This is a genomic window from Bacteroides sp. An269 (genome assembly GCF_002159755.1).
Taxonomy (GTDB): domain Bacteria; phylum Bacteroidota; class Bacteroidia; order Bacteroidales; family Bacteroidaceae; genus Phocaeicola; species Phocaeicola intestinalis.
Genome location: NZ_NFJG01000057.1, coordinates 1 through 26,079, shown reverse-complemented (window position 1 = coordinate 26,079; position 26,079 = coordinate 1). Strand labels below are relative to the sequence as shown.

The window sequence follows — 26,079 nt, the reverse complement described above, 5'->3', positions numbered from 1 at the left end:
TGTCGTATGTCCAAGGAGTTAAGTATCTCGGCTACTCCTTTTATGTAATGAAAGGCAAATGCCGCCTCACAGTACATCCGAAGTCCAAATCCAAGATGAAATCAAGACTCAAAGAACTGACGAATCGTAGCAACGGATGGGGATATGTTAAGAGGAAACAGAAGCTGAAAGATTACATACGTGGGTGGATTGGATACTATCACCTTGCCGATATGAAACGTTTTCTTCTTGATATAGATGAGTGGTTAAGACGGAGAATACGCATGTGTATATGGAAAGCTTGGAAGAAACCCAAGACCAAGGTGGCAAACCTCATTAAATGTGGTATTGGAAAATACAAGGCATGTGAATGGGGTAACACTCGCAAAGGTTATTGGCGTATTGCTGATAGTCCTATATTGAAGGTGGCGATAAATAAGGACAGCCTGCGAAAGGCAGGATATCCTACCTTAATGGGCTCGTATCTCGAATGGTACCCAAAATAGGAACCGCCGTATGCCGAACGGCACGTACGGTGGTGTGAGAGGTCGGTGAACATGAAAATAGGAGATAAACACCTATGATTAGTGTTTACCTCCTACTCGATATGAAAGAGACTTTTACTTCACCTGATGCCAGCAGGGCGACATGATGAAGGTAAATTCATAATCGCCGTAGGGCAGGCGGTATTTCTCCAGCGGGAGGGCTCCCCAGCTATTGACACATCCCAAGCCCATCTGCGCCTTGTCGATGCACAGGCTGGTCATGCCGGCTTTGTCCAGTTCGCCTGAGTGGCGTTGGATTTTCACCCAGCCTTCATCAAGGTCTTCGATGCGGTAGGGCAGAGCCGATGCCGAGAAGGGAGCTTCGGATACGAACATCAGTCCGTTGCCCGCTTTGTTGATGACCTGCCACCAGCGGAGATCGGTCTTGTTTCCGCTTTCCTGCGGACGGATGTACGGATAATACTGGTCGTCTACCTGCTGGCGGTATACACCCAGCGGCGTAGAATGGTTGCGGTCGGAATAGTTTTCCCACGGGCCTCTGCCGTAGAACGAAATGGTTTCGAACTGGCGGGGCATCATCAGGTTCATGCCGAAGCGGAACATGTCTGATACCTTCGCGTTCGGGTCGGCTTTCATTGCCTGTACCACTTTTACCGCACCCTTGTTATTGATGAGGTAAGTGAGCGAGAGAGTCGCCGAAACGGCTTTCAGTTCATAGTCGGCACTGACTTTCACCATGTCGTTTTCCATTTCGCTCTTCAGCGAAGTGAGGCGGATGCCGGGGTTCTTCCATGCCACATATTTCTGTTGCAGTCCGGCTCCGAAATCGTTGTCGGTCGGTGCACGCCAGAAGTTGGGTGCCAGTGCGGTGCCCGGTTCGAGATAGCTTATGCCTTCTACTTCATAGACGGTGAGGTAGCCGGTGTATTTGTTGAATTCGATATCGAAGTTTTCGCCTTTCACTACCAGGTAATTGCTGTTGGTAGCATCGATTTCCGGCACGATGATGTCCTGGTTGCTTTCTTTTACATTGGCAAACTCCAGTGCCGGTGCTTCGTAGGCTTTCAGAGTCAGCTGGTCGTAGGCTACGGTATGACCGGCGGGCAACATGCCTTCGGCGTTTTTCAATACGTATTTCACGTTCAGCAACCATTCGCCTTCGGTACCGATGGTGCCATAATCCAGTGTCACGTCTTTAGTCTGGTGAGGAGCTATGCTGAGGCTTTCTACTGAGCCTGTGCGTACAATACGTCCGTCGTGAAGCAATTCCCATTCCATGCGGTATGTCGAAAGGTCGCGGAAGAAGTATTCGTTATACACCTTTACAATGCCTTTTTGTACATCGGCAAGGGTGGTCCAAATGTCCTGATAGAAGTAGCGCACTTCGTAGGCGTGCGGGTTGGGCACACGGTCGGGGCTTATCAGACCATTGTCGCAGAAGTTGATGTCGCTGGCATCAAAGCGGTTGAAGTCACCTCCGTAGGCATAAATAGTCCGTCCGTTCTTTCCGGTCCAGCGACACGACTGGTCTACAAAGTCCCAGATAAATCCGCCCTGGTATTTGGGATATTTGCGTACCAGGTCCCAGTATTCCTTGAATCCGCCTTCCGAGTTGCCCATGGCGTGTGCATATTCGCACTGGATGAGTGGTTTCTGCTTGCTGTTGTCTTCGCAATAGGCGATACATCCCTTGTAGTCGTAATACATCGGGCAGAAGATGTCGGTCTTTCCGTCTTGGCGGGCTTGTTCGTACTGCACGGCACGGCTGGGGTCTTCTGCCTTCACCCAGTCGTAGGCAGCTTCGAAGTTGGGTCCGTATCCGGCTTCGTTCCCGAGCGACCAGAAGATGATGCTGGGATGGTTGAACGAGCGTTGCACATTGCGCTGGTTGCGTTCCATGTGCGCTTTGGCATACGAAGCGTTTTTTGCCAATGTCTTGTCACCGTATCCCATACCATGCGATTCGATGTTGGCTTCGGCTACCATATAGAGTCCGTAGCGGTCGCACAATTCATACCAATATGCATCATCGGGATAGTGGCAGGTACGTACGGCATTGATGTTAAGCTCTTTCATGCGCAATACGTCTTGAAGCATACGTTCGCGCGATACATAGTAACCGCCATCGGGATCCATTTCGTGACGGTTGGCACCTTTAAACAATACCGGCTGGCCATTGACCAGTATCTGTGCGTTCTTCAGTTCGATTTTGCGGAAACCTACGTTTACCGGAATCACTTCAGCACCCGAAGCACCTTCCATCTGTGCATAGAGCGTATAAAGGTAAGGAGTCTCGGCGGTCCACTTGTGCGGGTTTTCAACGCTCATCGTTACCGTTTCCCCTTTGGTCGAAGCCGAAGCCACTTCCTTTCCTTCGGCGTCTTTCAGGGTCAGCAGCACGTTGCCGCTTCCTTTCAGCTGTACATCAACGGCAAGTGTACCGTTTTTGTATTCGGCATCCAGATCGGGGGTGACGCGGATGTCTTCGATGCGTTTCTTGTTGCGTGCATACAGATAGCAGTGGCGTGCCACTCCGGTGTAGCGGAAGAAATCCTGGTCTTCCAGGTACGACCCGTCGCACCAGCGGAATACCTGGAACGCGATTACGTTTTTCTGCCCCGGTTTCAGGTAAGCGGTCAGGTCGAACTCGGCTTCCAGTTTGCTGTCCTCGCTATATCCTACGAATTTCCCGTTTACCCAAAGGTACATGTTCGAGCTGACGGCACCGAAGTGTGCGATAATGTCTTTCCCTTTCCACGAAGCCGGAACGGTGATTTCCCGGCGGTAAGAGCCTACATGGTTCTTTTCGGTGGGTACGTAGGGAGGATTGCTTTCGTATTGGTTCCGCCAGGCAAAGCCGGTGTTTACATAGATGGGGTCTCCGTATCCGTTCAGTTCCCATACGCCGGGTACTTGTATGTCATCCCATCCCTTGTCGTTGTATCCGGTTTTCCAGAAATCGGTAGGGCGCTGGTCGGCATTTGCCACCCAAAAGAATTTCCAGGTGCCATCCAGGCTCATATAGTTCTGCGATTGCGTTTTCCCATTTCCGATAGCTTCTGCCGACTCGTATGCGAAATAGTCGGTGTGCATCGGCGCACGGTTGATGGCGTTTATTTCCGGGTCTTGCCACTCTTTGAATGTCTGGGCGTTCCCGGCAAGAAGAGAGATGCCCAATAATCCCAATGCAAATGTTTTTCTCATGCTTTCAATTTTAAGTGTTAATGATGTTACAAACATAATTGATATTTCACCACAGATGCACACAGAGGATTTAATATTTTTCCTCTGTGTCCTCTGTGATGAATGCAAGCATTATCCTACCAGCTGCATCATGCGGCTCAGGTATTTGCCGATGATGTCGAATTCCAGATTTACCACGCTTCCTATGTGCAGCGTGTGGAAATTAGTATGTTCGAAGGTATATGGGATGATCGCTACTTGGAACGAGTCTTGCGTCGGGTTACATACGGTCAGGCTCACCCCGTTGACGGTTACCGAGCCTTTGTCTACGGTAAAGTATCCGCGTTTCGCCATTTCGGGTTGGAAATCATACTTGAACGTGAAATACCAGCTTCCGTCGGCATCGTCAATAGCCGTGCATACAGCTGTCTGGTCTACATGTCCCTGCACGATATGTCCGTCCAGCCTGCCGTTCATCAGCATGCTCCGTTCTACGTTCACTTCATCGCCTTCTTTCAGCAGCCCGATATTCGAGCGTTCGATGGTTTCTTTCATGGCGGTAACGGTGTACGTATTGTTTTCGATGTGAACCACGGTGAGGCACACACCGTTGTGCGACACGCTTTGGTCTATTTTCAGTTCATTTACAAACGAACACGTCAAGGTCAGATGCAGGTTTTCCTGTTCTTTGACTATCTTGACTACTTTGGCACATTCTTCTACTATTCCTGAGAACATAGATATTGAGTTTTGAGTTTTTGAGTTCTTAAGTTTTTGAGTTCTTAAGTTTTTGAGTTCTTAAGTTTTTGAGTTCTTGAGTTATGCTTTCGGTATGGGTTTGCTCCATACGATTACTCCTTCCGAGTCGATTACCGATATGGTACCTCCGGCATATTCTTCGATGTAGCTCCCGCCTTTGGCGAGTATGTCTTCTGCCATGTGGATGGCTTTCTCTTCGGTTTTGATGGAAAATCCCTTGTTGTCGCTCGAACTTTGGTCCGAGAAATAAATGTCATACGTTTTCATTTCGTTCAACTATATTAATTATGGTAATGCAAATATATACAGGCTACGGTTAGCAACCAAAAAATCGAAGCGTTTTTTCTTGTGGAAATGTTCTGCTCTGCCTGCACTTATTTGTATTGGCACGCGAAAGTATCTGCATCGGCAGGTGCAACTATATGCGTGGCATGATGCAACCGGTTTCCGTGACTGGCGTGACAAACGAAATAAAGTTAAATATTTGCTTGGTTCTGTTATCCGAAGCAGAATAATGTGTTTCTTTGTACCTCATAATCGTTTAGTAAAGTTATGAATACAAAAAGAACACTTATAGGGGCATTGGTCGTATTGATGGCTTTGGGCTTGTCCAGTTTTAAACAGGAAGACGACCGTAATTTCCAAATAGCGAAGAATCTGGATATATTCAATGCTATTTTCAAGGAACTTGATTTGTTTTATGTCGATACCCTTAATCCGGAGAAAGTGATTCAGAACGGGGTAAACGGCATGTTGGCACTTACCGACCCTTATACGGAATATTATCCCGAAGAAGAAGTGAGCAGCTTGAAGGAGATGATTACCGGAAAGTATGGAGGTATCGGTGCGGCTATCCGGTATTACAAGAAGAAAGACCGTATTGCCGTGATAGAGCCGATAGAGGGTATGCCGGCTGCAGAGGCAGGAGTAAAGGCGGGCGACATTATCCTATCAGTAGGAGGGAAGGACATGGTTCGTGGTGATTTGAAACCTCAAGAGTTTTCGGAGAAAGTAAGTGAGGCTTTACGTGGCGAACCGGGTACATCGTTTATCCTGAAAGTGCTCCGTCCGTTGAAAAACGACAGCACGGTGATGGAATTTAAGATTACCCGTAAGAATATCCGGAACAATCCGGTGCCTTATTACGGTATGGTGCACGATAGTATCGGCTATCTGGCGCTCAGTGGCTTTACCGACAACTGTGCCAAGGATGTAAAAAAAGCATTCATTGAACTGAAAGATAAAGGAGCAAAGGCATTGATTCTCGATTTGCGTGACAATGGGGGAGGATCGTTGCAGGAAGCGGTAGACATTGTCAATTTTTTTATACCTAAAGGCAAGGAGATAGTCGTAACCAAAGGTAAGATCCGTCAGGCTGCAGGGTCTTTTAAGACCGCGAATGAACCGATTGATACGGGAATGCCTCTGGCTGTATTGGTTAATGGCAACACCGCTTCGGCTTCTGAAATCTTGAGTGGCTCGATGCAGGATTTAGACCGTGCAGTTATCATTGGCACCCGTACGTATGGGAAGGGATTGGTTCAGACCACTCGTCAGCTTCCGTATAATGGGACACTGAAGGTGACTACTTCGAAGTATTATATTCCCAGCGGGCGTTGCATTCAGGCAATAGATTATGCGAAGAAGAATGCTGATGGTTCGGTGGCACGTATCCCCGACAGTCTGACCCATGTGTTTTATACAGCTGCCGGTCGTGAAGTGCGTGATGGGGGAGGCATACGTCCCGACATAGAAGTGAAAGGTGATAAGTTCCCTAATATTCTTTTCTATTTGCTGAATGATGATTTGATATTTGACTATGCTACCCAGTATTGCCTGACTCATCCGGCATTGGTCTCTGTAGATTCGTTGCAGATTACAGATGAGGATTATGGCGATTTTAAAAAACTGGTAAAGGATGCCAACTTCACTTATGACCGCCAGAGCGAACAAATGCTGAAAACCTTGAAAGAAGTAGCCGAATTTGAAGGGTATATGGAAGGCGCGGCCGAAGAGTTTAAGGCATTGGAACAGAAACTGAACCATAACTTGGATCGTGACCTGGATTATTTTTCCGGACCGATAAAAGAACAGATAGCCGAAGAAGTAGCAACCCGATATTTCTTTGAACGGGGTGCGGCGATGCAGCGTTTGAAAGACGATGCCGACTTGAAGAAAGCGATTGAAGTGCTGACGTCTCCTGCGGAATACCGCAAGATTCTTTCAGTGCCGGAAGCAAAAACAGAATCGGATGCGCACACGGCGTCACAGAAATGATTTTGCAAAATATTTTTATGGAAGTATATGGTAAATAGAGAAAAGTTTCCTATTTTTGTGGAGTAAATAACTAGTCCTAAAATCAGTAGAAAAGTAAATCATTATGGAAAACGAAAATAATAACAATCCGGAACAATTACAGATAGAGCTGAAAGAAGAAGTGGCTCAAGGTACGTATGCCAATTTGGCTATTATCACTCATTCTACATCTGAATTTATACTTGATTTTGTACGTATCATGCCGGGCCTTCCTAAGGCCGGCGTACAGTCGCGTATAGTGATGACTCCTGAAAATGCCAAACGCCTGATGTTTGCTTTGCAGGATAATATCGTAAAATACGAAAAGAATTTCGGACCGATTCAGATGCCAGAGCAGCAGCGCAATGCCAAAACCTTTGTACCCCCTTTGAGTGATTTCAAAGGTGAAGCATAAGAAGCACTTAGAACTAGATATAAATCCGACTGGAATCGGTGCAGGCCTGAATGGGTTTGCCCGATTTGCAGTCGGTCTTTTTTTATATGTTGTTCTTGTGAGAAATTTAAGTGTATTTTTTAGGGAATAAGAAGCTGTTTTGAATTTATCGTGCGATGATTTGGGATGAGTTTTTGAGGCATTTCCGCTTCTGTGATGAGGAAGATAGCGGGCTATCTGACGAAGAACAGGAGCGGAAAGGACCAAAAAATCGCCCAAAGCACACACGAAAACGGATACATCAAGCCAAGAAAAACTTTTTGGAGAAATTCAAAACAGCTTCTAATAGTTCCATGGATGCGCCATCCCGGCGTATCCACGGATTTTTTTAGTGTATAACCTATCTAGAAAATTAATGAAAAGCCTTATTCCCAGATTCCTTCCGATGTCATTTGTATACGTCTGATGGTACCGTCTTCGTTATAGTACAGACGGTCGATACAGATGGCCCGTCGGAAACCGCAGCCATCGGTATTAATACTCCCGTTGTGGTAGATGAAATAGGATTTCCCCTTGAATTCAATGATAGCCTGATGGTTGGTATTCGAATTACCAGCTATTTCGTTCAGGATGCCTTTGTATTCCCATGGACCGTTAATGTTGCGGCTCATGGCATAGCAGATTTTTTCAGGAAACTCGGATGCAAACGACAGGTAATACCAGCCGTTATGTTTGTGTATCCAAGGCGCTTCGGTGAAACGGGGCAACTGTATGGGCATAATCGGACCGTCCAGTTCTGTCATGTTTTCTTTCAGCTTGGCATAATAGCATTGGGTATTTCCCCAAAACAAATATGCCTGTCCGTCATCATCAATGAATACAGTAGGGTCTATGTCGTCCCATCGGATGGAGGTATATTCAGTTGTCATGTCATTGGTAATAAGTGCCGAACCACGTGCATCTTTAAATGGACCGATAGGAGAGTCGGAAACGGCTACTCCGATAGATTTGCCGGGAATAGTGGCATGTTCTACGGTCACATACCAGTAGAATTTTCCGTTGCGTTCGATTACCTGGCTTGCCCATGCTTCTCCTTTCGCCCATTTAAAATCGGTAGCTTTTAATGTATAGGCATGTTCGGTAAAAGTATGCATATCTTCGGTAGAAAGAATGCACCATTCGTTCATCAGGTAGTATTGTTCGGGAGCAGGGCATTCATCGTGTCCGGCATAAATGTATACTTTGCCGTCATAAACCATTGCTGCAGGGTCGCCCAGATATTTATAATTGATTATCGGGTTGCCAGATGCAACAAACGTTGTATCATTGTTACTGGCAAAGGTCGCAAAGCTGCCGGCACATATCATCAAAGTCAGCAGCATCATGGATTGAATACGTGTGTTCATGTTTACTTTTCTTTATTAGATTTGTATGTTATACAAAAATAAGAATGTCCACTTCCAGGAAGGTGGATATTTACCTTTCTTTGGTGGACATTTGTTTTTTGTTGTATAGTTTGGAGGTTTGTTACTTCATTTCAAACGAATAGTGACTTTCAGGTGGTGTTTTGCCATATTAGAAAAAAATGATAATCTTCTTTTTAGAAGAAACTGTTTTTGAATTTATCGTGTGCTGATTTGGAATGGGCTTTTGAGGCATTTCCGCTTGTGCAATCGAAGTATATATGCATTTTCTGAAGGTATGTATCATGCCTGCAGGTAGCTCTACCGGTGTGTCTGTGACAGGGGATTTCCAGGTATCGGGCAGGCAGATTCGGGGAGAGGGGTGGATATTTAGCCGTTTTGGGTGGATATTTGTTTCCTGCAGCTGCTTTCTTCGGATGAAGTGTTCTGCCGGTAAAAGAAAGTTCGTATATTTGTTGGTGAAGATAGACGGGGAACACCGGAGTGGATGCTCCGGAATACTTGTCGTTAACTATTAGAGACAGATACTGATGAAAATACGATACTGTTCATTGCTTGTGTGGATATGCGTGTTGCTGCATATACTTCCTGCCTTTCCGCAGAATAGGGGAGGCAATTATTTGTTTACCCATCTGACAATGGATGATGGGTTGCCCAAGAATTACGTGGAGGATTTGATGAAAGACAGCCGTGGCTTTTTATGGGTCTCTACAGGGGGAGATGGTGTGACGCGTTATGACGGGTACGATTTTATTACATTCAATGCTTTTTCGGGAGAGACACGGCTGAAGAATAATTTCATCGTGAAGTTCTGTGAGGACCATTTCGGACGGATCTGGATGGCGGGAGAGCAAGGCTTGGATATTCTGGATGTAAATAGTCTGCGTTTGATAGGTGGCCAGGAGCTGGGTGGAAAATTTGCATCGGCTGCTTTTCATTCCGCCTCTTTTGTCTATTGTTCTTCTTCTGGCAATGTGTGGGTGGGTGCAGATGATGCTTTGTATAAAATCGCGTTTTCTTCAGACGGTAAAGTGGAGTATATTACACGGATATGCGATCTTTATTTGTATAACCGTAGCTTGGCTTTCTGTGAGGCGGATGGATATATTTGGTTTGATTATCTGGGCACGTTGTCGGTTATCAAAGAAAATGTGGTTGTGCCGCAAAAGCCGGTGCCGGTTTTTCCCGGAACGGTCATCCCTGAGGGTTGCGTGATGCAGTGTCTTTTCCCTTGGCAAAATGATTTGTGGATTGGTACTAACAACGGATTGTATCGGTACAATGTCAGTACGCGTACTTTGAAGGCTTATTTTACCGATGAGCGTGATTTGTTTTCCTTGTCGCAGAATTATATTACCGACATCAATCTGGCTCCGGACGGGACGTTGGTGGTAGGTACCTTGAAAGGATTGAACCTGTACAATGCTGTGACCGATAATTTTACACGTATCCAGCAGTCGGAGCTAAGCGGGGGCGGCGGATTGAATTGTAATTTCATCAATTGCCTGCTTGCCGATGAAAATTTGCTTTGGATAGGTACAGAGGTGGGAGGATTGAACAAGATGTTCATTTCGCGTTTGCAGATACAGAACGACTTGCATTCACAAGAAGATGCAGGCAGCCTTTCGGGGAATCTGGTTAATGCTATCCTGGAAGATGAAAACGGGTCGTTATGGATAGGGACGGTTGAGGCTGGGCTTAATCTTCGCCGTGCAGGGAAACAGCATTTCGAGCATTATACAACGGGATTGCCGTCACGCTTGAGCCATAATTCGGTCAGTGCGCTGGCGTCTGACGGGAAAGGCCGCATTTATGTAGGAACGTGGGGCGGAGGTTTTGGCTGGGTGAGTGGAAATAATTTGTCCGACAAGACTTTTCATCCGGTTTTGTCTTCCGAAATTCCTGAACTTTTCCAGGCTTTTGTCAGTGTGCTGCTTTACGATTCGTTGAATGACTTGTTATGGATTGGCACGAACCGGGATATATTGGCCTATCATCCAGCTACGGGGAAAGTGTTTGATCCTTTCCACGGCAAGCGCTGGGGAAGTGTTTATGGGTCGTTGGGAGGATGCATCACGTCCGATGGCATTTTATGGATAGGGGTCAGCTCTGGGTTGTATCAGATTGATTTGCACACGTATGGGAAGGACTCTTTGGAATATGCTTTGTATGACCATAAGCTTGATAATCCTTCCGAGCGGATGGCAGAGCGGATAACATCGGTTTGTCCCGGGAAAGATGGGGATGTATGGATTGGTACAAATGGGAATGGCTTTTATCGGGCGAAAGGGAAAGTCGGCAATTGCCGTTTCAAGGCTTTTACTGCGAAAGATGGTTTGATAAACGATAATGTGATAGGCGTGTGGGAAGGCAAGGACGGATATGTCTGGCTGACTACCAATAATGGCTTGTCACGTTTCAATCCCAAAGATAATACGTTTCAAAATTATACGAAACACGACGGCTTGCTCAGCAACCAGTTTTATTGGAATGCCATCGGCGGCTCGAAAAACGGTGAAGTGTATGTCGGCAGTACGAACGGTTTTTCGGAAATCCGTTTTATCCCCCGTGTAGAATCGGATAAAGGATTTCCATTGACATTTACCGGACTGTTTAGTTTTGACCGTGACGTGGCATTTGCGGATAATCGGGTGAATATTCATGAACGTGACAAGCAACTGACGGTGCATTTTGCATCCTTGGATTATAATCCTTCTGCCTTGGCATGTTATGCTTACCGGTTGGAAGGATTTGATGACAAGTGGATAGAGGTTCCTGCCAATCAGCATACCGTATCCTATACCAGCCTGCGTCCGGGAAAGTATGTGTTCGAATTGCGTTATGCTTCGGATGGAAAAAACTATGTTTCGCCTACGCAGACTTTGATGATTGAGGTTACGCCTTATTTTTACAAGACTTTTTGGTTTCAGTTGCTTGTCGGGCTGGTCTTGCTGATGTTGGTGTATGGGCGGTTCCGCTCATTAAAACATCAGCAGAAATTGCTTCATACATTGGTAGAAGAGCGTACCCGGAAACTGGAAGAACAGAAAAAGCTTTTGTCCGACCAGACGGAGGAACTTTCACATCAGAATAAGTTGTTGAAAGAATCGAACGAGAAGATTACCAGCCAGAAGAACAAGATTCTGGAAATGTCACGGAAGGTGGAAGAACTTACTGTTGACAAGCTGGCTTTCTTTACTAATATTACGCATGAATTCCGTACTCCGCTTACGTTGATCATCGGTCCTATCGAACGGGCTTTGAAGTTGAGTTATAATCCTCAGGTTATCGAACAGCTTCATCTGGTGGAACGCAACTCGAAGTACCTGTTGTCGCTTATCAATCAGTTGTTGGATTTCCGGAAGGTGGAAGAAGGACGGGTGAAGATTGTTTCCAATTACGGTAATATCCGTAGCTTTGTAGAAGAATTCATGCCTTCGTTTACGGTATATGCGCAGGCACGTGGCATCGATTTGCGTTGCTATGTCCGTCTGTACAATCCGTTTATGATGTTTGCCGAAGATATCTTGCGTAAGATTCTGACCAACCTGATAAGCAACGCCCTCAAGTTTACCCCTAAAGGCGGGCAGGTGTCTGTTTATATAGCTTCGCTGATGTCAGAAAACGGCGAGAAGTTGTTTATTAGCGTAAGCGATACAGGGAAAGGAATCCCCCAGGAAGACATCGACCGTATTTTCAACCGTTTTTATCAGGCGGATAACCAATATCAGGTATCGGTGAGCGGGCAGAGCGGAACGGGCATCGGGCTGTATTTGTGCCGGAAGCTGGTCTTGTTGCTTTCGGGCGAGATAGGAGCGAAGAACAGGCCGTCGGGTGGTTCTACCTTCCGTGTCTTGCTGCCTGTGGTGCGTGGAGAGCAGCCCCGGCCGGCAGTGGCAGAAACCGAAGAGATACATCCCGAACTGTTGCGTAACAGCAAGATGACCATGCTGGTGGTAGAAGACAACAAGGACATGCGTGATTATACCCGCTCTATCTTGCGTGAGTATTATAATGTATTGGAGGCTGCCGACGGAGAGGAAGCGCTTCGGACGCTGAAAACTTACAATGTAGATTTTATTATCAGCGACCTGATGATGCCCGTGATGGATGGGGTGGAACTGTTGCGTCGGGTGCGGAGCGATTTTTCCATTTCCCACATACCTTTCCTGATGCTTACCGCCAAGACTTCGGACGAAGCCCGGCTGGACAGTTATAAGATGGGAGTAGATGCTTATCTGCTGAAGCCTTTCGATGAGAATATGTTGCTGGCTCGTATTGCCAGCATTTTAGAGAACCGCCGCCGTTTCCAGCAACGTTTCTCTATTGACATGAATGCCGATTCGCTGGAACTGGCAGAAGAAAATTCGGGCGACAAGAAATTCCTGGAGAGAGCCATACGGGTAGTGAAAGAGAATTACAAGAATCCGGACTTTGAGGTAGGGGATTTCATCAATGAGATGGGAATCAGCAAGAGTCTGCTCAATAAGAAGATGCAGAGCTTGACCGGCCAGTCTGCAGGACAATTCATACGGAATTACCGTCTGAACCTGGCGCGTGAACTGCTGTTGAAAAATAAAGTGAACCGTACGATGAATATTTCAGAGATAGCTTATGCCGTAGGTTTTAATGACCCGAAATACTTCACCCGTTGTTTCACGAAACATTTCAATGTTACGCCGAGTAGCCTGATGGAGGGGTGATTGGGGATAGACTCTCCACCTGAAAGATACGTTTGTCCACCTTGTTTTGTGTTTGTTTTTGCAACTTTGCAATATGCTGACAAGCAGTGAGTATAATTTTTATTTAGATAAAAAACTACAAGCGTATGAAGAAAGTTGTTTTATTGACCATGTTCTTAGGTATAGGATGGGGGGGCTTTGCCCAACAGCCACAGACTACCGACAGTCCGTTGGTGCACGACCCGGTAATGGCGAAGCAAGGTGATACTTATTATTTGTTCGCTACGGGTGAAGGAGTGTCTGTCATGTCTTCTAAGGATTTGAAGACATGGAAGTTCGAGAAACCTGTGTTTGCCGAAGCTCCTCAATGGGCGGTGGAAGCTGTAAAGGAGTATAAGGGACATACATGGGCTCCCGATATCATTTACCACAACGGGTTGTATCACTTGTTTTATTCTTGCTCGGCATTTGCCAAGAATACTTCGGCTATCGGACATGCTACCAATCCGACGCTTGACCCGTCTGAACCTGACTTTAAATGGACGGATCATGGAAAAGTAATCCAGTCGGTACCCAACCGGGATATGTGGAATGCTATCGACCCTAATATCATCATCGACGAGGACGGTACGCCATGGATGAGCTTCGGCTCATTTTGGGATGGTATTAAAATGGTGAAGCTTACTGATGACCTGATGCAGGTGGCACAGCCTGAAGAATGGCATTCGCTTTGCAGCCGTCCGCGTTCGTTCGGGCTGGATGATAAAGATCCGGGTGATGGAGCTGTAGAAGCTCCGTTTATCATGAAACACGGAGACTATTATTACCTTTTCGTTTCATTCGATTATTGTTGCCGGGGGAAAGATAGTAATTATAAAGTCGTGGTAGGACGCTCGAAGTCGGTTGTCGGACCCTATGCCGACAAAGAAGGGAAACCGATGGCAAAAGGAGGCGGAACGCTGGTGATAGAAGGAAACGAAGCGTATGCCGGTATCGGACATAACGCAGCTTATCATCTGGACGGAAAAGATTATTTCTTATGCCATGCTTATTCGATTGCAGAAGATGGAGCCCCGAAATTGTTTATACGCGAAATGGCATGGACAGCTGACGGATGGCCTGTAGTCAATTATTAAATGAAGAATGAAGAATGATGAATGAAGAATCGCTTCGCCCGCATGGAAATTTTTCATTCTTCATTCTTCGTTTTTCATTCTTCATTCCTGCTAATCAGTTCCAGCAGTTTCTCTACCGCCTGCTCTTCGGGGATATTCTTCTCGATACATTCTTTTTTCTTGTATAGGCTGATTTTGCCTCGTCCGGCACCTACGTAGCCATAGTCGGCATCTGCCATTTCACCCGGACCGTTTACGATGCAGCCCATGATGCCTATCTTCAAGCCTTTCAGGTGCGAGGTCGCGGCCTTGATGCGGGCGATGGTTGCTTCGAGGTCGTAGAGCGTACGTCCGCATCCCGGGCAGGAGATGTATTCGGTTTTCGAAGTACGCAGGCGTCCGGCTTGCAGGATGCCGAATGCAGTTTCGTCTGATTTCAAGTCGGAGATAGCATCACCGTCGTTATAAAGCAAGATGCCGTCGCAGAGGCCGTCTATAATCAAAGCACCCATATCCGTAGCGGCTTTCAGTTGGAAATCTTCCAGACAGGTTTCCTTATAGTACTGGAAGAACACCAACGGATTTTTCAGTCCCAATGCCATCAGCTGGTGGGCTAAGCCGCGGAACTCGCCCAGGCGGTTCGCATGATTGCTCTGTGCGATGACGACGGTTTCCGGATGGCGGCGCAGGCAGGCGATTGCTTCTTCGTCCAACGTCAGATAGGTAAGGAAAAGGAATTTCCGTTCTGCCTGGCTGAAATGAAGCTCAATCAGTTGTTTGTGGCTGAATGCCGGATACGTGCCTTCGCTTCCGTCCCAGCGGTTAGCGTCTACGATGTAGCCGATGCCCGGCTGGCGTTCTTCGGGCAAGGTCTGCCCGCAATAGATATAGTCCGGACGGAATTGTCCGTTTGTCTCCATATTCCCGTTGAGGCGTGCTGATATGACGATGGGTACATGGCCGCCACCGATATTCCCTACGGGGGTAGTGGTGCGGCGTGCCGGGTCGGTATAGCAAAAGCCCTCCGCTTCCGTTCCGGGTATGTAGATATGGCCGTTCCGCTTGGAGACGTAGTCCACCAATTTGCGCGCCACAGGTATTTCCGCTTCAGGAGCTTCTGTAAGCGAGACACGGATGGTGTCGCCCAGTCCGTCGCATAGCAAGGCTCCGATGCCCAATGCCGACTTGATGCGCCCGTCTTCTCCGTCACCCGCTTCTGTCACGCCCAGATGAAGCGGGAATGCCATGCCTTCTTTTTCCATTTGCGCCACCAGCAAGCGGACCGTTTTCACCATAATGACGGTATTCGATGCCTTGATGGAAATGACCACGTCCGTGAATTGTTCTTCCACGCAGATGCGCAGGAACTCCATGCACGATTCCACCATGCCTGCCGGTGTATCGCCGTAGCGCGACATGATGCGGTCGGACAGCGAGCCGTGGTTCACCCCGATGCGTATGGCGGTATGGTTTTCCTTGCAGATGTCCAGGAAAGGGACCAGCCGTTCGCGTATCTTTTGTATCTCTTTGGCGTATTCTTCATCCGTATACTCCAGCTTCTTGAAGGTACGTGCGGCATCGGTATAGTTGCCCGGGTTAATGCGTACCCCTTCGGCATAAAGTGCTGCCACTTCCGCCACTTTCGGATTGAAGTGGACGTCAGCAATCAGCGGTGTGCCGTAGCCTTTCGAGCGCAAGCCGATGTTGATGTTCTTCAGGTTCTCGGCCTCACGTGTGCCTTGGGTGGTGAGGCGCACATATTCGCCTCCAGCTTCAATGATGCGGATGGCTTGTTCTACACAGGCTTCGGTATCGGTGGTAGGCGTATTGGTCATGCTTTGCACCCGGATGGGGTTAGTGCCTCCCATAGGTGTGCCGCCTACATATACTTCGCTTGCCTGGCGGCGTGAATAATTGAAATAATCCATGTTTTTTTTAGTTGACAAGGTACCAGTTGACAAGGTGACAAGGTTCTGAATACCTTTGTTGGCACCAGTCGATGGTATCTGAAACCTAGTCACCTAGTACCTTGTCACCTAGTTACCTAAAAAATCAATCTACTTTATACTCGTATTTCACCTCTTTCAGGTCTTGGTTGGCTTTGACGATTTTGTTTTTCAAGCCTTCCTTGTATGCGGCAAACTTCTGTGCCAACGCCTCGTCAGACAGGGCGAGCATCTGCACGGCAAGGATAGCGGCATTCATCGCCCCGTTGATAGCAACCGTAGCTACAGGAATGCCGGGAGGCATTTGGATAATGGAATACAGAGCGTCTACTCCGTCAAGCGTGGAGCCTTTGATAGGAATGCCGATAACGGGCAATGTGGTATTGGCTGCGATTACGCCCGGCAATGCAGCCGCCATGCCGGCTCCGGCAATAATGACTTTCAGGCCTCTTCCTGCTGCTTCACGGGCGAATTTTTCTACTTCAGCGGGCGTGCGGTGAGCGGAAAGTGCGTTCATTTCGAACGGTATTTGCATCTCGTTGAGCAGGGCTGCCGCTTTTTCCATAACGGGAAGGTCGGAAGTGCTTCCCATGATAATGCTTACAATTGGTTTCATGTCGTTTGTTTTTTGAGGAGTTAAGAAGTTAAGGAGTTAAGAAGTTAAAGAGGTTCGTTTTCATCAACCTGACTATTGGTTTTAACTCCTGACGGAGCGCAGCGGAGTGATAATTCCTTTAACTCCTTAACTCCTTTATTAAATTATTCATTAATCAGTTGCTTGTATGCTTCTGCATCCAGCAGGCCGTCCATTTCCGACGGATCTGCCGGCTTGATTTTTACCAGCCAACCCTTACCATACGGGTCTTGGTTCACCAGTTCCGGATGTTCTTCCAGTTCCGGGTTTACTTCCAGCACCTCTCCGCCTATCGGGAGGAAAAGGTCGGAAACGGTTTTCACTACCTCTATGGTGCCGAACACTTCGCCTTTGTCCAGCGTCTCGCCTTCGGTGGTGATGTCCACAAAGACGATGTCACCCAATTGGTCTTGTGCGTAATCGGTAATGCCTACATAGGCTTCTTCACCTTCCAGGCGAATCCATTCGTGTTCGTTCGTGTACTTTACATTCGTAGGGAAATTCATAATTCGAGATTTTAAAGGTTTATATTTCCTGCAAATGTACGAATTTTAATGAAGAATGCAGAATGAGGGGAAAGAATTTCTTTATAGCAAAACAAAAATGAATGTCCGCAATGAGCCAATGTAGGTTAATTGGGCAAAATGCGGACATTCATTAAAATAATTGTCAATTGCTTACATGCACGAAGTGACTCCCAGCGTGGTCCCGATAGCGGTGAGAATGGTGATAAGGGTCTGAATCACGATGCCCCAGATGTTTTTCTTTTCCATAGCTTTTAAGTTTTTGAGTTTGTTAGTTTTTGAGTTTGTGAGTTTTTTTGAAACGCAGATTTTCGCAGATTAACGCAGATTCTTTGATTTACTATTTTTCGATTTACGAAGTACGATTTAATGTCAAAAATAGTAGATAGTAAATTGTCAAATCGTAAATTGAAAAATCTGCGTTAATCCGCGTTTAAAAAAGGTTACACGCCCGGTTCCGAAGCAGCAGGTTTGCGTTTCGCCGCTTCCAGGTCTACGGTAGCCTCGCCGGCTTTCTCCGCCTTGAGCGTAGCTGCCTGCGCCACGCGGCTAGCTACGGGGTTGAACTGCGCCCGGCTGATGAGGTCGGCAAAGTCCGTTCCGGGCGTGAATATCACGTTAATGCCCGTGATGTTCGCCGCGGTGAAGTCCGCCAGCGAATCCGCGCCCTTCGACGAGAGCGAAATCCAGAAGTCGCCCAGCGCGCCCAGCTGCACCTTGTTGCCGTTGAGCAGCATCTCCACCAGACACTCGCACATGTCGAGCACCACGCCCTGCACCGTGCCGCGCGAGAACACCCCGTTGTGGTCGGCAATGTGCTTTACAAACTTGTCGAAGGTCATCGACTCTTTCATCTGAGCCTTTCCGTAGGCTTTTTCCGGTGCTTCCGCATCCATCGGGTTCGCCATCAAGTAAACTGAATAGTCAATCATAGTAGTTTAGTTTTTAAGTTTTTGAGTTTTTAAGTTTTTAAGGTGACAAGGTACTGTTTTAGGTGACTAGTTAACTAGGTGACCAGGTACTAGGTTCTGAATAGTTTTACTAATGGTATCTAAAAACTAGTCAACTAGTACCTGGTCAACTAGTCACCTAGTATCTAAAACCTTGTCAACTTGTCACCTTGTTAACTTGTTACCTGTATGCTGCAAAGGTACGCAATCCTTTCCACCCGGCAATGGATTTGAAAACGGTTGGTGTGAAAATCTGTTAACGATATGCGTTTTTATTCATATAATGCTGTAAATGAAGTGTATACGAATCATAAAAAATACATATTTGCGTGCGATACCCGATAAAACGAAAATGAACAACTGTTATCTGTTAGAACTGTTAGATTTTGCCGGTGCGGCAAAAACGCATATATATGCATGCGTCCATGCAACTGGCTGCATAGGCAAACGGATATAGTTGCAACGGACAATTATTTTATGCCTATCCGCATTAGCCTCGCCCCTGCATGGCTACTGGGGTTGAATGTGGATAGTCATTTTTACAAATGCACAAGCAGATTCCGCAAGAAGTATACAAGAAGTATAATTGTCATTTGTCAATTGAATCTAACAGTTCTAACAGATAACAGTTGTTTTTATTGAAAACAGACCGAAAAAAAGCGTGCGTATAAAATATATATAATATATATTTATATATATTATATATAATATTGTTATCACTTTTCTTCTCTGTTTGCCGCCCACACAAAGTGAACTGTTATCTGTTAGAACTGTTAGATTTTTGCCTGCGGACGGTCATTTATGTTCTACAACAACACCCCTTGAAAAAGTGCCCGTATCATTCCCCGTATGAATTTTTTTTATTATTTTTCGGTTATAATTAATTATTAACCAATATATTAAAATATCAATGAAGAAACAAAGCAAACAGGCAGGAGAGTTTCAAGAAGGCGAGGCGTGCGGAGAGCAGCCGGTCCTGCTCCCCTCGAATGCAACAAACGAGTGCAGAACGATTCCGGTGCAGATGGTGCAGAAGCTGGCCGACATGCTGATTGACACGAAAGCCGCCAAAGAAGAAGCCGTCCGCGAGAGCGAACGCTACCGGAAGGAGAATGCCGACCTTGCCCGCCGGCTGGAGCAAAGCGAATGGGAAAAAGAACAGATACGCGCCGAATGCCAGGCGATAAAGCGCGCCTCGGCGGTCTACCTTGCCGAACGGCTCGCACCGTCTCCGCCCCAGCAGGCGGCAGAGAGTCCCGGCATGCCGGACGGCACGGAGAGCGCCGGGGCGCCTCTTTCCGAAATGGAGGGGAAGATAAACCGCGCCATCGCCGTGATGCAGGAAGAAAAAATCTTCAAGTTCGCCTACGACTACGTGTGGGTGATGCTGGTGATGAACCAGACGGCGGGCATGCCGCATTTCGAGTCCACTTCCTCGTTTCATATTTTCCTTGTCCGCATTGGCGTGGCGAGAGTGCCCAGCCTGTCGAGCGTGGAGAAGAAAGCCGCCACGGCGTGCCGCCAGCACCCCACATGGACATTCACCGACACCGCCGACGCCAACGAGACGCGCCGCCGCAACAACGTGGCGAGCCGCTTCCTGAGCCTCGTGCGGAAAGCTGCGTGATAATGTGTTAATGTGAGAATGTGCCAATGTGTCAATGTGATAATGTGCTAATGTGAAATGAAGTAACGAGCACATTAGCACATTATTTATTGTCAATTGAAAAGCGGCACAGACTTCAAAAGGCGGAGCAGGCATTTTCCGCCTTTTCTTGGCTTCTCTATCTGTGCGATATACATGCTCCCGTTCATCATGAACACGCAAGGCGTATAAGCGGTGCCTTCGTCTTTCCGCTTCAAGATTCCTATCATTTCCCTCTCGGTTATCCCCCGCTGGTCAACGATTTGCCCGGGGCGTATCCGCTTCAAGTCCTCATCAAGGTAAGCGCAATACAATAGTTCTTCCATGCGGCATACGGGAGGCTCTTCCAGCGTCTGTTTCAATAACTCGATGGTTTCTTCCGGCAAGAGCCGGATGCGGAAGTGGTCAGTTGTTTTCTTCATGGTTAGGGTTAGAAAATAGTTCAACAATAGGATCAAATGACGATTGTAATTCGTGTTTGGTGATTCCGATGGAGAATCCGCCTATTACTTCGGCACCAAATCCTTTCAATATTGTACCAAACAATCCCATCGATTCACCTCGCGTAATTACGTCATCAAATAATAAAACGAATTTTCCTTTAAAAAATTCCCTGTTGATGTCATATTTGGGTTTCTTTTTTCCTCCCGTATGTTTTGGGTCACCATCTTCTTTTACCCGAATATAGGGATAACTATTGGTCATGCCGGTGAGTTTGCACAATTCGTTGGAAAAGTCTTCGTATCTCCGCTGGGTGGTCTCTTGCGTGGAAGCCGGAATGCAAGCTAAGGTAAGTTCAGGGACTTTGTCGCCAAAAATCAGGTGCAGACAAGCAGACATTTGGGGCACAATTCTTTCAACCGCTTCTTGATGCAGCGATATGATTTCATCCATAGGTCTGCTTTTTGGTGGGTTGGCTTTGAAATTCCAAATCAGATTCCGTATTTCCCACACATCCCCGTCTGCTTCCCAATCGCAAGTTGTAGGATAGTAATAGTACATAGAGAAACACTTTATAGACGAATAACGTGGTCGCTCCCAGTTCGCTACACAGTTTTTGAGATATTGTAAGTCTTTTTCTCTTTGTTCTTTTTCTTGTTTCTCTTTTTCAATCTTTTGTTTGCGTTCAAGGATAAGTTTTTCCGCTTCTTCTTTGTCAAATCCTTTCATAAGGGATATGTAACAGATATGCGACTGATTACAATTGAGCGATGAAATGATGGTTTCGCCCCACCTCTTCATTTCTTTGTTGTTGGATATCAATTCTACTACAATAACGTGTTTACTCATAGGGACAGCATAACCCTCGCAATCGGGGACATTGACCATAATCGGAAGCGGTACACATTCGACGGCGTTTTGTTCCAACTGTTCTTTCAAATATTTAAAGTGGAAGTTGTTCATTTCTTGTTCATCATAGGACTGCTCGTTCGGGTCATAGCTGTTCCCAAAAATCACAACACAATCTCCATATTGTTCTTTTATGGCAAGTATGATTTGTATAATTGGGTCGTAGGCAGATTTCGGGAAATGAGCCTCTAAATATCTTAGGTTGGGAAGGCTTCCGTAATTCTTTTGCAGGACGGGGTATACGGAATAATCCAAATCGGGCACATTACAATATGAGTTATAAAAAATTTGCCAAAATCTATAATTAACGGTTTGCGAAGAGCCGTTGAAAGTGGGAATTTGTGTAGGTATATCGTAATAGTAGCATCCCCATTTTGGAAATATCTTTTCGCGTAAATCCCTGCAGAACTGCGCATATTCGTTTTGCTTTTGAATCCATTGTTCTCCACGCTCCACTTCAATGCCACGTTGTTCCAGTTCTGAAAGTTTGGCTTCTCCTAAAGCGATTACCGCTTCTTTGCTCGGCTTAGGATTGCAAGAGTTTTCATAGCCGTCAATCCCTCTTGGGTATTTTTCCTTGAGCCTGTTGTACTCTTCCTCAATGCGGCGGGATATGTAGCTATCCAATCCTCTCAAATAGGATAATACGTATTCTTTATCGTCCGCACTTCTCCCATAAGAAAGCAGATAATCGGCATAATATCGGGAACGGAGTTTATTGCACATCACTTGTGCGTTGAATTTTTCTTCCGTCACTATCGTATTATGCCGGCTCCTGATAGCTTCTTTATGTTCATAAATCCGCTTTTTCTCTCTATAACTCAGATTTCGGCTCAGGTCTATGCGTGCCTCTTGGCACCACGAAGCCAGACCTTTGAAGTAATTTTTCCAAAGAGTGTCAAACTCAGCATCCACTTCGGGGTTGAATAAGGATAATATCGCATCGAATAAACTCATAAGGCTATCGGATTAAGGTTAATATTTCGGCAGGGCGGATAATGGCGTGCCTGTAGCCGGAGCGGAGAAGCTCTTTTTTCTCTTTCGTACCCCAAAAACAGGCTACGCTTTCGATACAGGCGGCATTGGAGGCTTGGATGTCTATGGCACGGTCGCCGAAGCTGATAGCGTTTCCGGCATCCTCGCCCATCAGTTCCAAGGCTTTCAGCATCGGTGCCGGATGGGGTTTTGTGGGCTTGGCATCGTGGAAGCCCACAATCCATTGGCACGGGATTTGGAAATAGGCGCAAAGCTTTTCCACGTAAGGGCGCGGGCTGGTGCTGACGATGCTTGCCTTTATCCCGGATTTGCGGATGGCGGAAAAAACTTCTTCCAGCCCTTCGTATAACGTACATTGGGGGATGAGCGAGTAAGCCAACGCCCAGTCCCGTGCGTGGCGTGCCGGTTCGCATACGGTGGTGTCGACCAGCGTCAGATCTAAGTCGAAAATGATGCTTCTCATGGCTTTGCGCTAAAGAGGTCGGACGGGCGTTTGATTTGTTCCAATACAGCGTCAATGTCGCCAGATGTGAGGGGAATAGCCTTCCGGCTATTGATGAGCATTGCGTTTCCTTGTACTTTGTCGGCTTGGTTTACATCCCCTCTATACGTCACGGCATAAAGAAGTTTTTGGGCTTGGATAGTAGATGTTACGGCGTGCATCGTTCCGCCTGTGGTTCCGGTCTGTATCACAAGCGTAGCGTCCGCCATTCCGCTTTGAAGCCGGTCTCGGGTTACGAAGAAGTTTGCCATAGGCGGAGTCCCTATCGGGTATTCGGAGATAAGCAATCCGCCTTTTTCCACGATTTCATTTGCCAACGCTTCGTTCTCGCTGGGATAAACCGTATCTAAGCCGTGTGCCAAGAAGGCGGTGGTGAATCCGTTTGCCTTCAACGCTCCCCGATGTCCGGATGCGTCACACCCCAAAGCCAGACCGCTGATGATGTTGAGACCTTTCTCCGCAAATTTCTCTCCAAAATATTCGCCAGCCCGTATGCCTTCGGGGGTGGGTTCGCGTGTGCCGATAAGGGCTATTCCGTATCGGGGAATGGCGGAGAGGTTGCCTTTGTAGTATATCACTAACGGATTGGCGGGCTTGCCTTCCTCGTCCACAATGTTTTCTAATTGTTCGGGAAAGTCATTGTCATAATACGAAACGATGCCGATACCTGCTTCCCAGCTTCTGTTCATGATATTCCGGGCTTTGGAAGATGCCTTATCTAACGAATCAACATCAATCTCCCCATAGCGTTTTACGCTGTACCGGGTGACGATTTTCTTGTCGATGCACATGCGGATATAATCCGCCATATCCGATGGATCTTCAAGTTCTATCCGGTTTTTTATGGCATGCTTGCACAACTCGAATACTTTCGAGTTCCCGATGCCGTCTAATTGCAGGTAAGTAAGAATCTGTTCTGTTGTAAGCATGTGTATCTCGAATTAAGATTAATCATGTTTACAAAAATAAATCATTATAACGAGAAAGCAATGTAAGAATGGATAAATTTCATATAAAAGTTGTATTGCAATCTCTTTCCTCCCCTCATTTTCCGCAAAATTTTCCGTAAAAAATTCCATTCTTCCGCACCGGATTCCCCGAAGCCCGGAAACTATTTCACAGGTCAGGGGCATGGATTAACTTCGCTCACGTAATCCAGTTGACACCTAAAAAATAAACTAAAGAAACGTATGAGGGGATTTTTCAAAATTGATGAATGCGGAGAAACCTGTACCGTGCGCGACGAAACGACACGGGGGACGATAGAAAAGCGTGTGGTGAAGATGCACGACTGGCTCAAAGAAGGGGCAGAGCCGTTTGCGGCTACCCTGTTCGGGACGCTGGCGCAAACCGGCATCGGCGAGGGCGATATTATCTACGGCGAACTGCTGCTGAAGGTGCAGGGCGAGGCGACTTTCGCCACACTGCTCTACGTGGTGAAAATCGGGCATGAAAACAATTGACAATTGCGGTGCCGGATTGATTGAAAACGCAGATTAACGCAGATTTTCGCGGATTAAATTTTAGAACACAATTGCGGTGCCGGAAACGACTATCAATTATTAACTATTAATTATTATTATTCAAGGTATGGAAAAATTAGTGACAATCATCGACCAGCTTCCGCTGGCATCGCGCCCCTACACGGCGCAGGACGGAACGCAGAAAGTATTCAACTCGCGGGGCTTTATCCTCTCGGACGGAATAGACGAATTTTACGCCGAAATGACGGGCGACATGGCGGTGGCAGCTGGCGAGTACGACACGGGCGTGTGGCACAAGGTGCAGGGCTACATGCGCCAGCGTTCGTTCCAAGACAAGAACGGGGTGACACGGTATGAGAACCAAATCTTTATCACGAAGCTGATTTAGGGTTTCACCACAGAATTCTAAGACTTGCACAAGTTTTATGGCGGAATATTTTTGTTAAATAAGTTAAACGGGTGGGTTTCCCTGTCCCGTTTAACTTTTATAGTTCATAAGTTCTACAAACGGGGTTCCTCTTTTCACTACCGCAAACATCCTGCACACAAGTTTGAACTTGACGGCATTGAGCACCACGCCGTATGCTTTCCCCTCTTTCCTTTTCCGTTCGTAGTAAGCCTTCAGTTCTTTATCCCATACTATCGCGGAGTTTGCCGCCTGTGAAAGGTCGGCTTTTAATTGTTTGGGTCCCATGCGCAAAACCTTTGGCTTGCCCTTCACCGTTGTCCCGGATGTATGCCCGAAAGGGGCTATGCCCAGATAGCAGGCGAACTGGCGTGCCGTTTCAAAGGCTTCGAAATTGTTCGTGTGTATGATTGTATGGATAGCGTTCACGCTGCCTATCCCCTTGATGCTGAGCAGCAGCCTGTAGTTGTGTGACAGGGAACTGTCACGGCTGATGACCTCCTCCATTTCCTTCTCAACGGTGTCCATCTGGGCTTTCAGGAAAGCCAGCATTTCTTCGGCACGCACACAGGAAGCCGTCCGTTCCCTGCCGTCCATTTCTGTGAGGTAAGCCTTGTAGGCAGCCTGTTGCTTGACCAGCGTCTTCCGCTCGTTGGAAAGCTCCTGCAGGCGGAGGACCGCACTGCCGGAAAGCTTGGAACAGGACAGCTCTTCACGATGGAGCCACGTGTAATAGGCGATGCGCTCGGCGTCCAACTTGTCGTTCTTTCCACGCGTAAGGCCAAGGGAGCGCTTCAGAGCCAGAGGCATATAGACACAATGGTCTATCCCTTTGCTCTCAAGGAAGACGCGGAGGTCGAAGCCATAAATGCCGGTGCTTTCCATGCCTATGACCATACCGGAGAGGCTCATCCGCTTACCTTGGAACCAGGAAAGCATGCGATTGAATCCCTCCTCGTCATTGCTGACCTTCAAGTAGTTTGCACTGTCCGAATGTTTTTTCTTCGAATCATAAATAACGACATCCAATGTTTTTTTCGAGATGTCCACACCGATAAACCATTTTTTTCTCATATATTTGTATTACTTTTTATGGTTAACCGACGGTTGGACTCACTACATCCTTTAATAGGCTATCGACCTACAATTCTACATAGGGCAGTCCAACGGAAGAAAAGGAGGACTAATTCTGTGGTTAGGGCTTCCGCCTATAGGACACAATAGGTCACCTCCTTTTCTTGGTTAACCTTTTTTACGGCAAAGGTAACTTTTTTCTTTGCCCTTTTACCAATGCAAATCTAAAGG

The 26,079-nt window shown here is 46.9% G+C and carries 23 protein-coding genes; 9 read left to right on the top strand and 14 right to left on the bottom strand.

Annotation, left to right across the window (positions count from 1 at the left end; translation table 11 throughout):
* The coding region (locus B5F71_RS11490; protein WP_275532082.1) for a group II intron maturase-specific domain-containing protein at positions 1 to 485 on the top strand (485 nt) is incomplete at its 5' end.
* Between the two features lie 114 nt (positions 486 to 599).
* Here the strand turns inward: B5F71_RS11490 and B5F71_RS11485 are convergent.
* The 3 genes from B5F71_RS11485 to B5F71_RS11475 all read right to left on the bottom strand — a co-directional run bounded on the left by B5F71_RS11485 (position 600) and on the right by B5F71_RS11475 (position 4,694).
* The gene (locus tag B5F71_RS11485; protein WP_087210417.1) at positions 600 to 3,689 is read right to left on the bottom strand and encodes a glycoside hydrolase family 2 TIM barrel-domain containing protein; all 3,090 of its coding nucleotides are present in this window, start codon (positions 3,687 to 3,689) and stop codon (positions 600 to 602) included.
* 111 nt (positions 3,690 to 3,800) lie between these two features.
* A complete protein-coding gene (locus tag B5F71_RS11480; protein WP_022040254.1) occupies positions 3,801 to 4,406 on the bottom strand; it encodes a riboflavin synthase in 606 nt (201 codons plus the stop codon).
* Positions 4,407 to 4,487: 81 nt separating this feature from the next.
* A complete protein-coding gene (locus B5F71_RS11475) occupies positions 4,488 to 4,694 on the bottom strand; it encodes a hypothetical protein (protein ID WP_087210414.1) in 207 nt (68 codons plus the stop codon).
* A 285-nt stretch (positions 4,695 to 4,979) separates the two neighbouring features.
* Between B5F71_RS11475 and B5F71_RS11470 the strand changes: the two genes are divergently transcribed.
* The 3 genes from B5F71_RS11470 (at position 4,980) to B5F71_RS11460 (ending at position 7,508) form a co-directional block, all read left to right on the top strand.
* Positions 4,980 to 6,704, top strand: coding sequence for a S41 family peptidase (locus tag B5F71_RS11470; RefSeq protein ID WP_087210411.1), 1,725 nt, complete (start codon positions 4,980 to 4,982; stop codon positions 6,702 to 6,704).
* A 103-nt stretch (positions 6,705 to 6,807) separates the two neighbouring features.
* Complete coding sequence (locus tag B5F71_RS11465) at positions 6,808 to 7,137, top strand: DUF3467 domain-containing protein (protein ID WP_022040256.1); 330 nt, start codon at positions 6,808 to 6,810, stop codon at positions 7,135 to 7,137.
* 155 nt (positions 7,138 to 7,292) lie between these two features.
* Complete coding sequence (locus tag B5F71_RS11460; protein WP_158098082.1) at positions 7,293 to 7,508, top strand: hypothetical protein; 216 nt, start codon at positions 7,293 to 7,295, stop codon at positions 7,506 to 7,508.
* A 33-nt stretch (positions 7,509 to 7,541) separates the two neighbouring features.
* Here the strand turns inward: B5F71_RS11460 and B5F71_RS11455 are convergent, their stop codons facing one another.
* Positions 7,542 to 8,501: a glycoside hydrolase family 43 protein gene (locus tag B5F71_RS11455; protein WP_087210419.1), complete on the bottom strand. Its 960-nt coding sequence runs from the start codon at positions 8,499 to 8,501 to the stop codon at positions 7,542 to 7,544.
* Between the two features lie 569 nt (positions 8,502 to 9,070).
* On the opposite strand from B5F71_RS11455, the gene B5F71_RS11450 reads away from it, so the two are divergent.
* Together B5F71_RS11450 and B5F71_RS11445 are read left to right on the top strand one after the other, a co-directional pair.
* A complete protein-coding gene (locus tag B5F71_RS11450; protein WP_087210406.1) occupies positions 9,071 to 13,243 on the top strand; it encodes a two-component regulator propeller domain-containing protein in 4,173 nt (1,390 codons plus the stop codon).
* 125 nt (positions 13,244 to 13,368) lie between these two features.
* Positions 13,369 to 14,358 (top strand): arabinan endo-1,5-alpha-L-arabinosidase, encoded by a 990-nt coding sequence (locus B5F71_RS11445; RefSeq protein ID WP_087210403.1) that lies wholly within the window; start codon positions 13,369 to 13,371, stop codon positions 14,356 to 14,358.
* A 74-nt stretch (positions 14,359 to 14,432) separates the two neighbouring features.
* On the opposite strand, the gene B5F71_RS11440 is transcribed toward B5F71_RS11445, so the two are convergent.
* The 5 genes from B5F71_RS11440 to B5F71_RS11425 form a co-directional block, all read right to left on the bottom strand.
* A complete protein-coding gene (locus B5F71_RS11440) occupies positions 14,433 to 16,265 on the bottom strand; it encodes a 4-hydroxy-3-methylbut-2-en-1-yl diphosphate synthase (protein ID WP_087210400.1) in 1,833 nt (610 codons plus the stop codon).
* Positions 16,266 to 16,389: 124 nt separating this feature from the next.
* Positions 16,390 to 16,899 (bottom strand): 5-(carboxyamino)imidazole ribonucleotide mutase, encoded by a 510-nt coding sequence (gene purE, locus B5F71_RS11435; protein ID WP_087210397.1) that lies wholly within the window; start codon positions 16,897 to 16,899, stop codon positions 16,390 to 16,392.
* A gap of 143 nt (positions 16,900 to 17,042) precedes the next feature.
* A complete protein-coding gene (gene gcvH, locus B5F71_RS11430; protein WP_013617969.1) occupies positions 17,043 to 17,423 on the bottom strand; it encodes a glycine cleavage system protein GcvH in 381 nt (126 codons plus the stop codon).
* 171 nt (positions 17,424 to 17,594) lie between these two features.
* Positions 17,595 to 17,690: a smalltalk protein gene (locus tag B5F71_RS20285; RefSeq protein ID WP_158098081.1), complete on the bottom strand. Its 96-nt coding sequence runs from the start codon at positions 17,688 to 17,690 to the stop codon at positions 17,595 to 17,597.
* 194 nt (positions 17,691 to 17,884) lie between these two features.
* On the bottom strand, positions 17,885 to 18,373 hold the full coding sequence (locus tag B5F71_RS11425) for a DNA-binding protein (RefSeq protein ID WP_087210394.1): 489 nt from the start codon (positions 18,371 to 18,373) through the stop codon (positions 17,885 to 17,887).
* Positions 18,374 to 19,301: 928 nt separating this feature from the next.
* Between B5F71_RS11425 and B5F71_RS11420 the strand changes: the two genes are divergently transcribed.
* A complete protein-coding gene (locus B5F71_RS11420) occupies positions 19,302 to 20,018 on the top strand; it encodes a hypothetical protein (protein WP_087210391.1) in 717 nt (238 codons plus the stop codon).
* 92 nt (positions 20,019 to 20,110) lie between these two features.
* On the opposite strand, the gene B5F71_RS11415 is transcribed toward B5F71_RS11420, so the two are convergent.
* Genes B5F71_RS11415 through B5F71_RS11400 form a run of 4 tightly spaced genes read right to left on the bottom strand, consistent with a single transcriptional unit; the run spans position 20,111 to position 23,813 of the window.
* A complete protein-coding gene (locus B5F71_RS11415; RefSeq protein WP_087210388.1) occupies positions 20,111 to 20,458 on the bottom strand; it encodes a hypothetical protein in 348 nt (115 codons plus the stop codon).
* Positions 20,442 to 22,343, bottom strand: coding sequence for a phosphoribosyltransferase (locus B5F71_RS11410; RefSeq protein ID WP_087210385.1), 1,902 nt, complete (start codon positions 22,341 to 22,343; stop codon positions 20,442 to 20,444). The genes B5F71_RS11415 and B5F71_RS11410 overlap by 17 nt, the downstream gene beginning before the upstream one ends.
* A gap of 4 nt (positions 22,344 to 22,347) precedes the next feature.
* Positions 22,348 to 22,845, bottom strand: a complete 498-nt coding sequence (locus B5F71_RS11405) for an HAD hydrolase-like protein (RefSeq protein ID WP_087210382.1) — start codon at positions 22,843 to 22,845, stop codon at positions 22,348 to 22,350.
* On the bottom strand, positions 22,842 to 23,813 hold the full coding sequence (locus tag B5F71_RS11400; protein ID WP_087210379.1) for a DNA-processing protein DprA: 972 nt from the start codon (positions 23,811 to 23,813) through the stop codon (positions 22,842 to 22,844). Before B5F71_RS11400 ends, B5F71_RS11405 begins: the two co-directional genes overlap by 4 nt.
* A 261-nt stretch (positions 23,814 to 24,074) precedes the next feature.
* Here B5F71_RS11400 and B5F71_RS11395 point away from each other — a divergent pair, with 261 nt between their 5' ends.
* Positions 24,075 to 24,347, top strand: a complete 273-nt coding sequence (locus B5F71_RS11395; protein WP_087210376.1) for a hypothetical protein — start codon at positions 24,075 to 24,077, stop codon at positions 24,345 to 24,347.
* Between the two features lie 127 nt (positions 24,348 to 24,474).
* Positions 24,475 to 24,756 (top strand): hypothetical protein, encoded by a 282-nt coding sequence (locus B5F71_RS11390; RefSeq protein WP_087210373.1) that lies wholly within the window; start codon positions 24,475 to 24,477, stop codon positions 24,754 to 24,756.
* 90 nt (positions 24,757 to 24,846) lie between these two features.
* On the opposite strand, the gene B5F71_RS11385 is transcribed toward B5F71_RS11390, so the two are convergent.
* A complete protein-coding gene (locus B5F71_RS11385) occupies positions 24,847 to 25,848 on the bottom strand; it encodes an IS110 family transposase (protein ID WP_087210370.1) in 1,002 nt (333 codons plus the stop codon).
* Between the last annotated feature and the right edge of the window lie 231 nt (positions 25,849 to 26,079).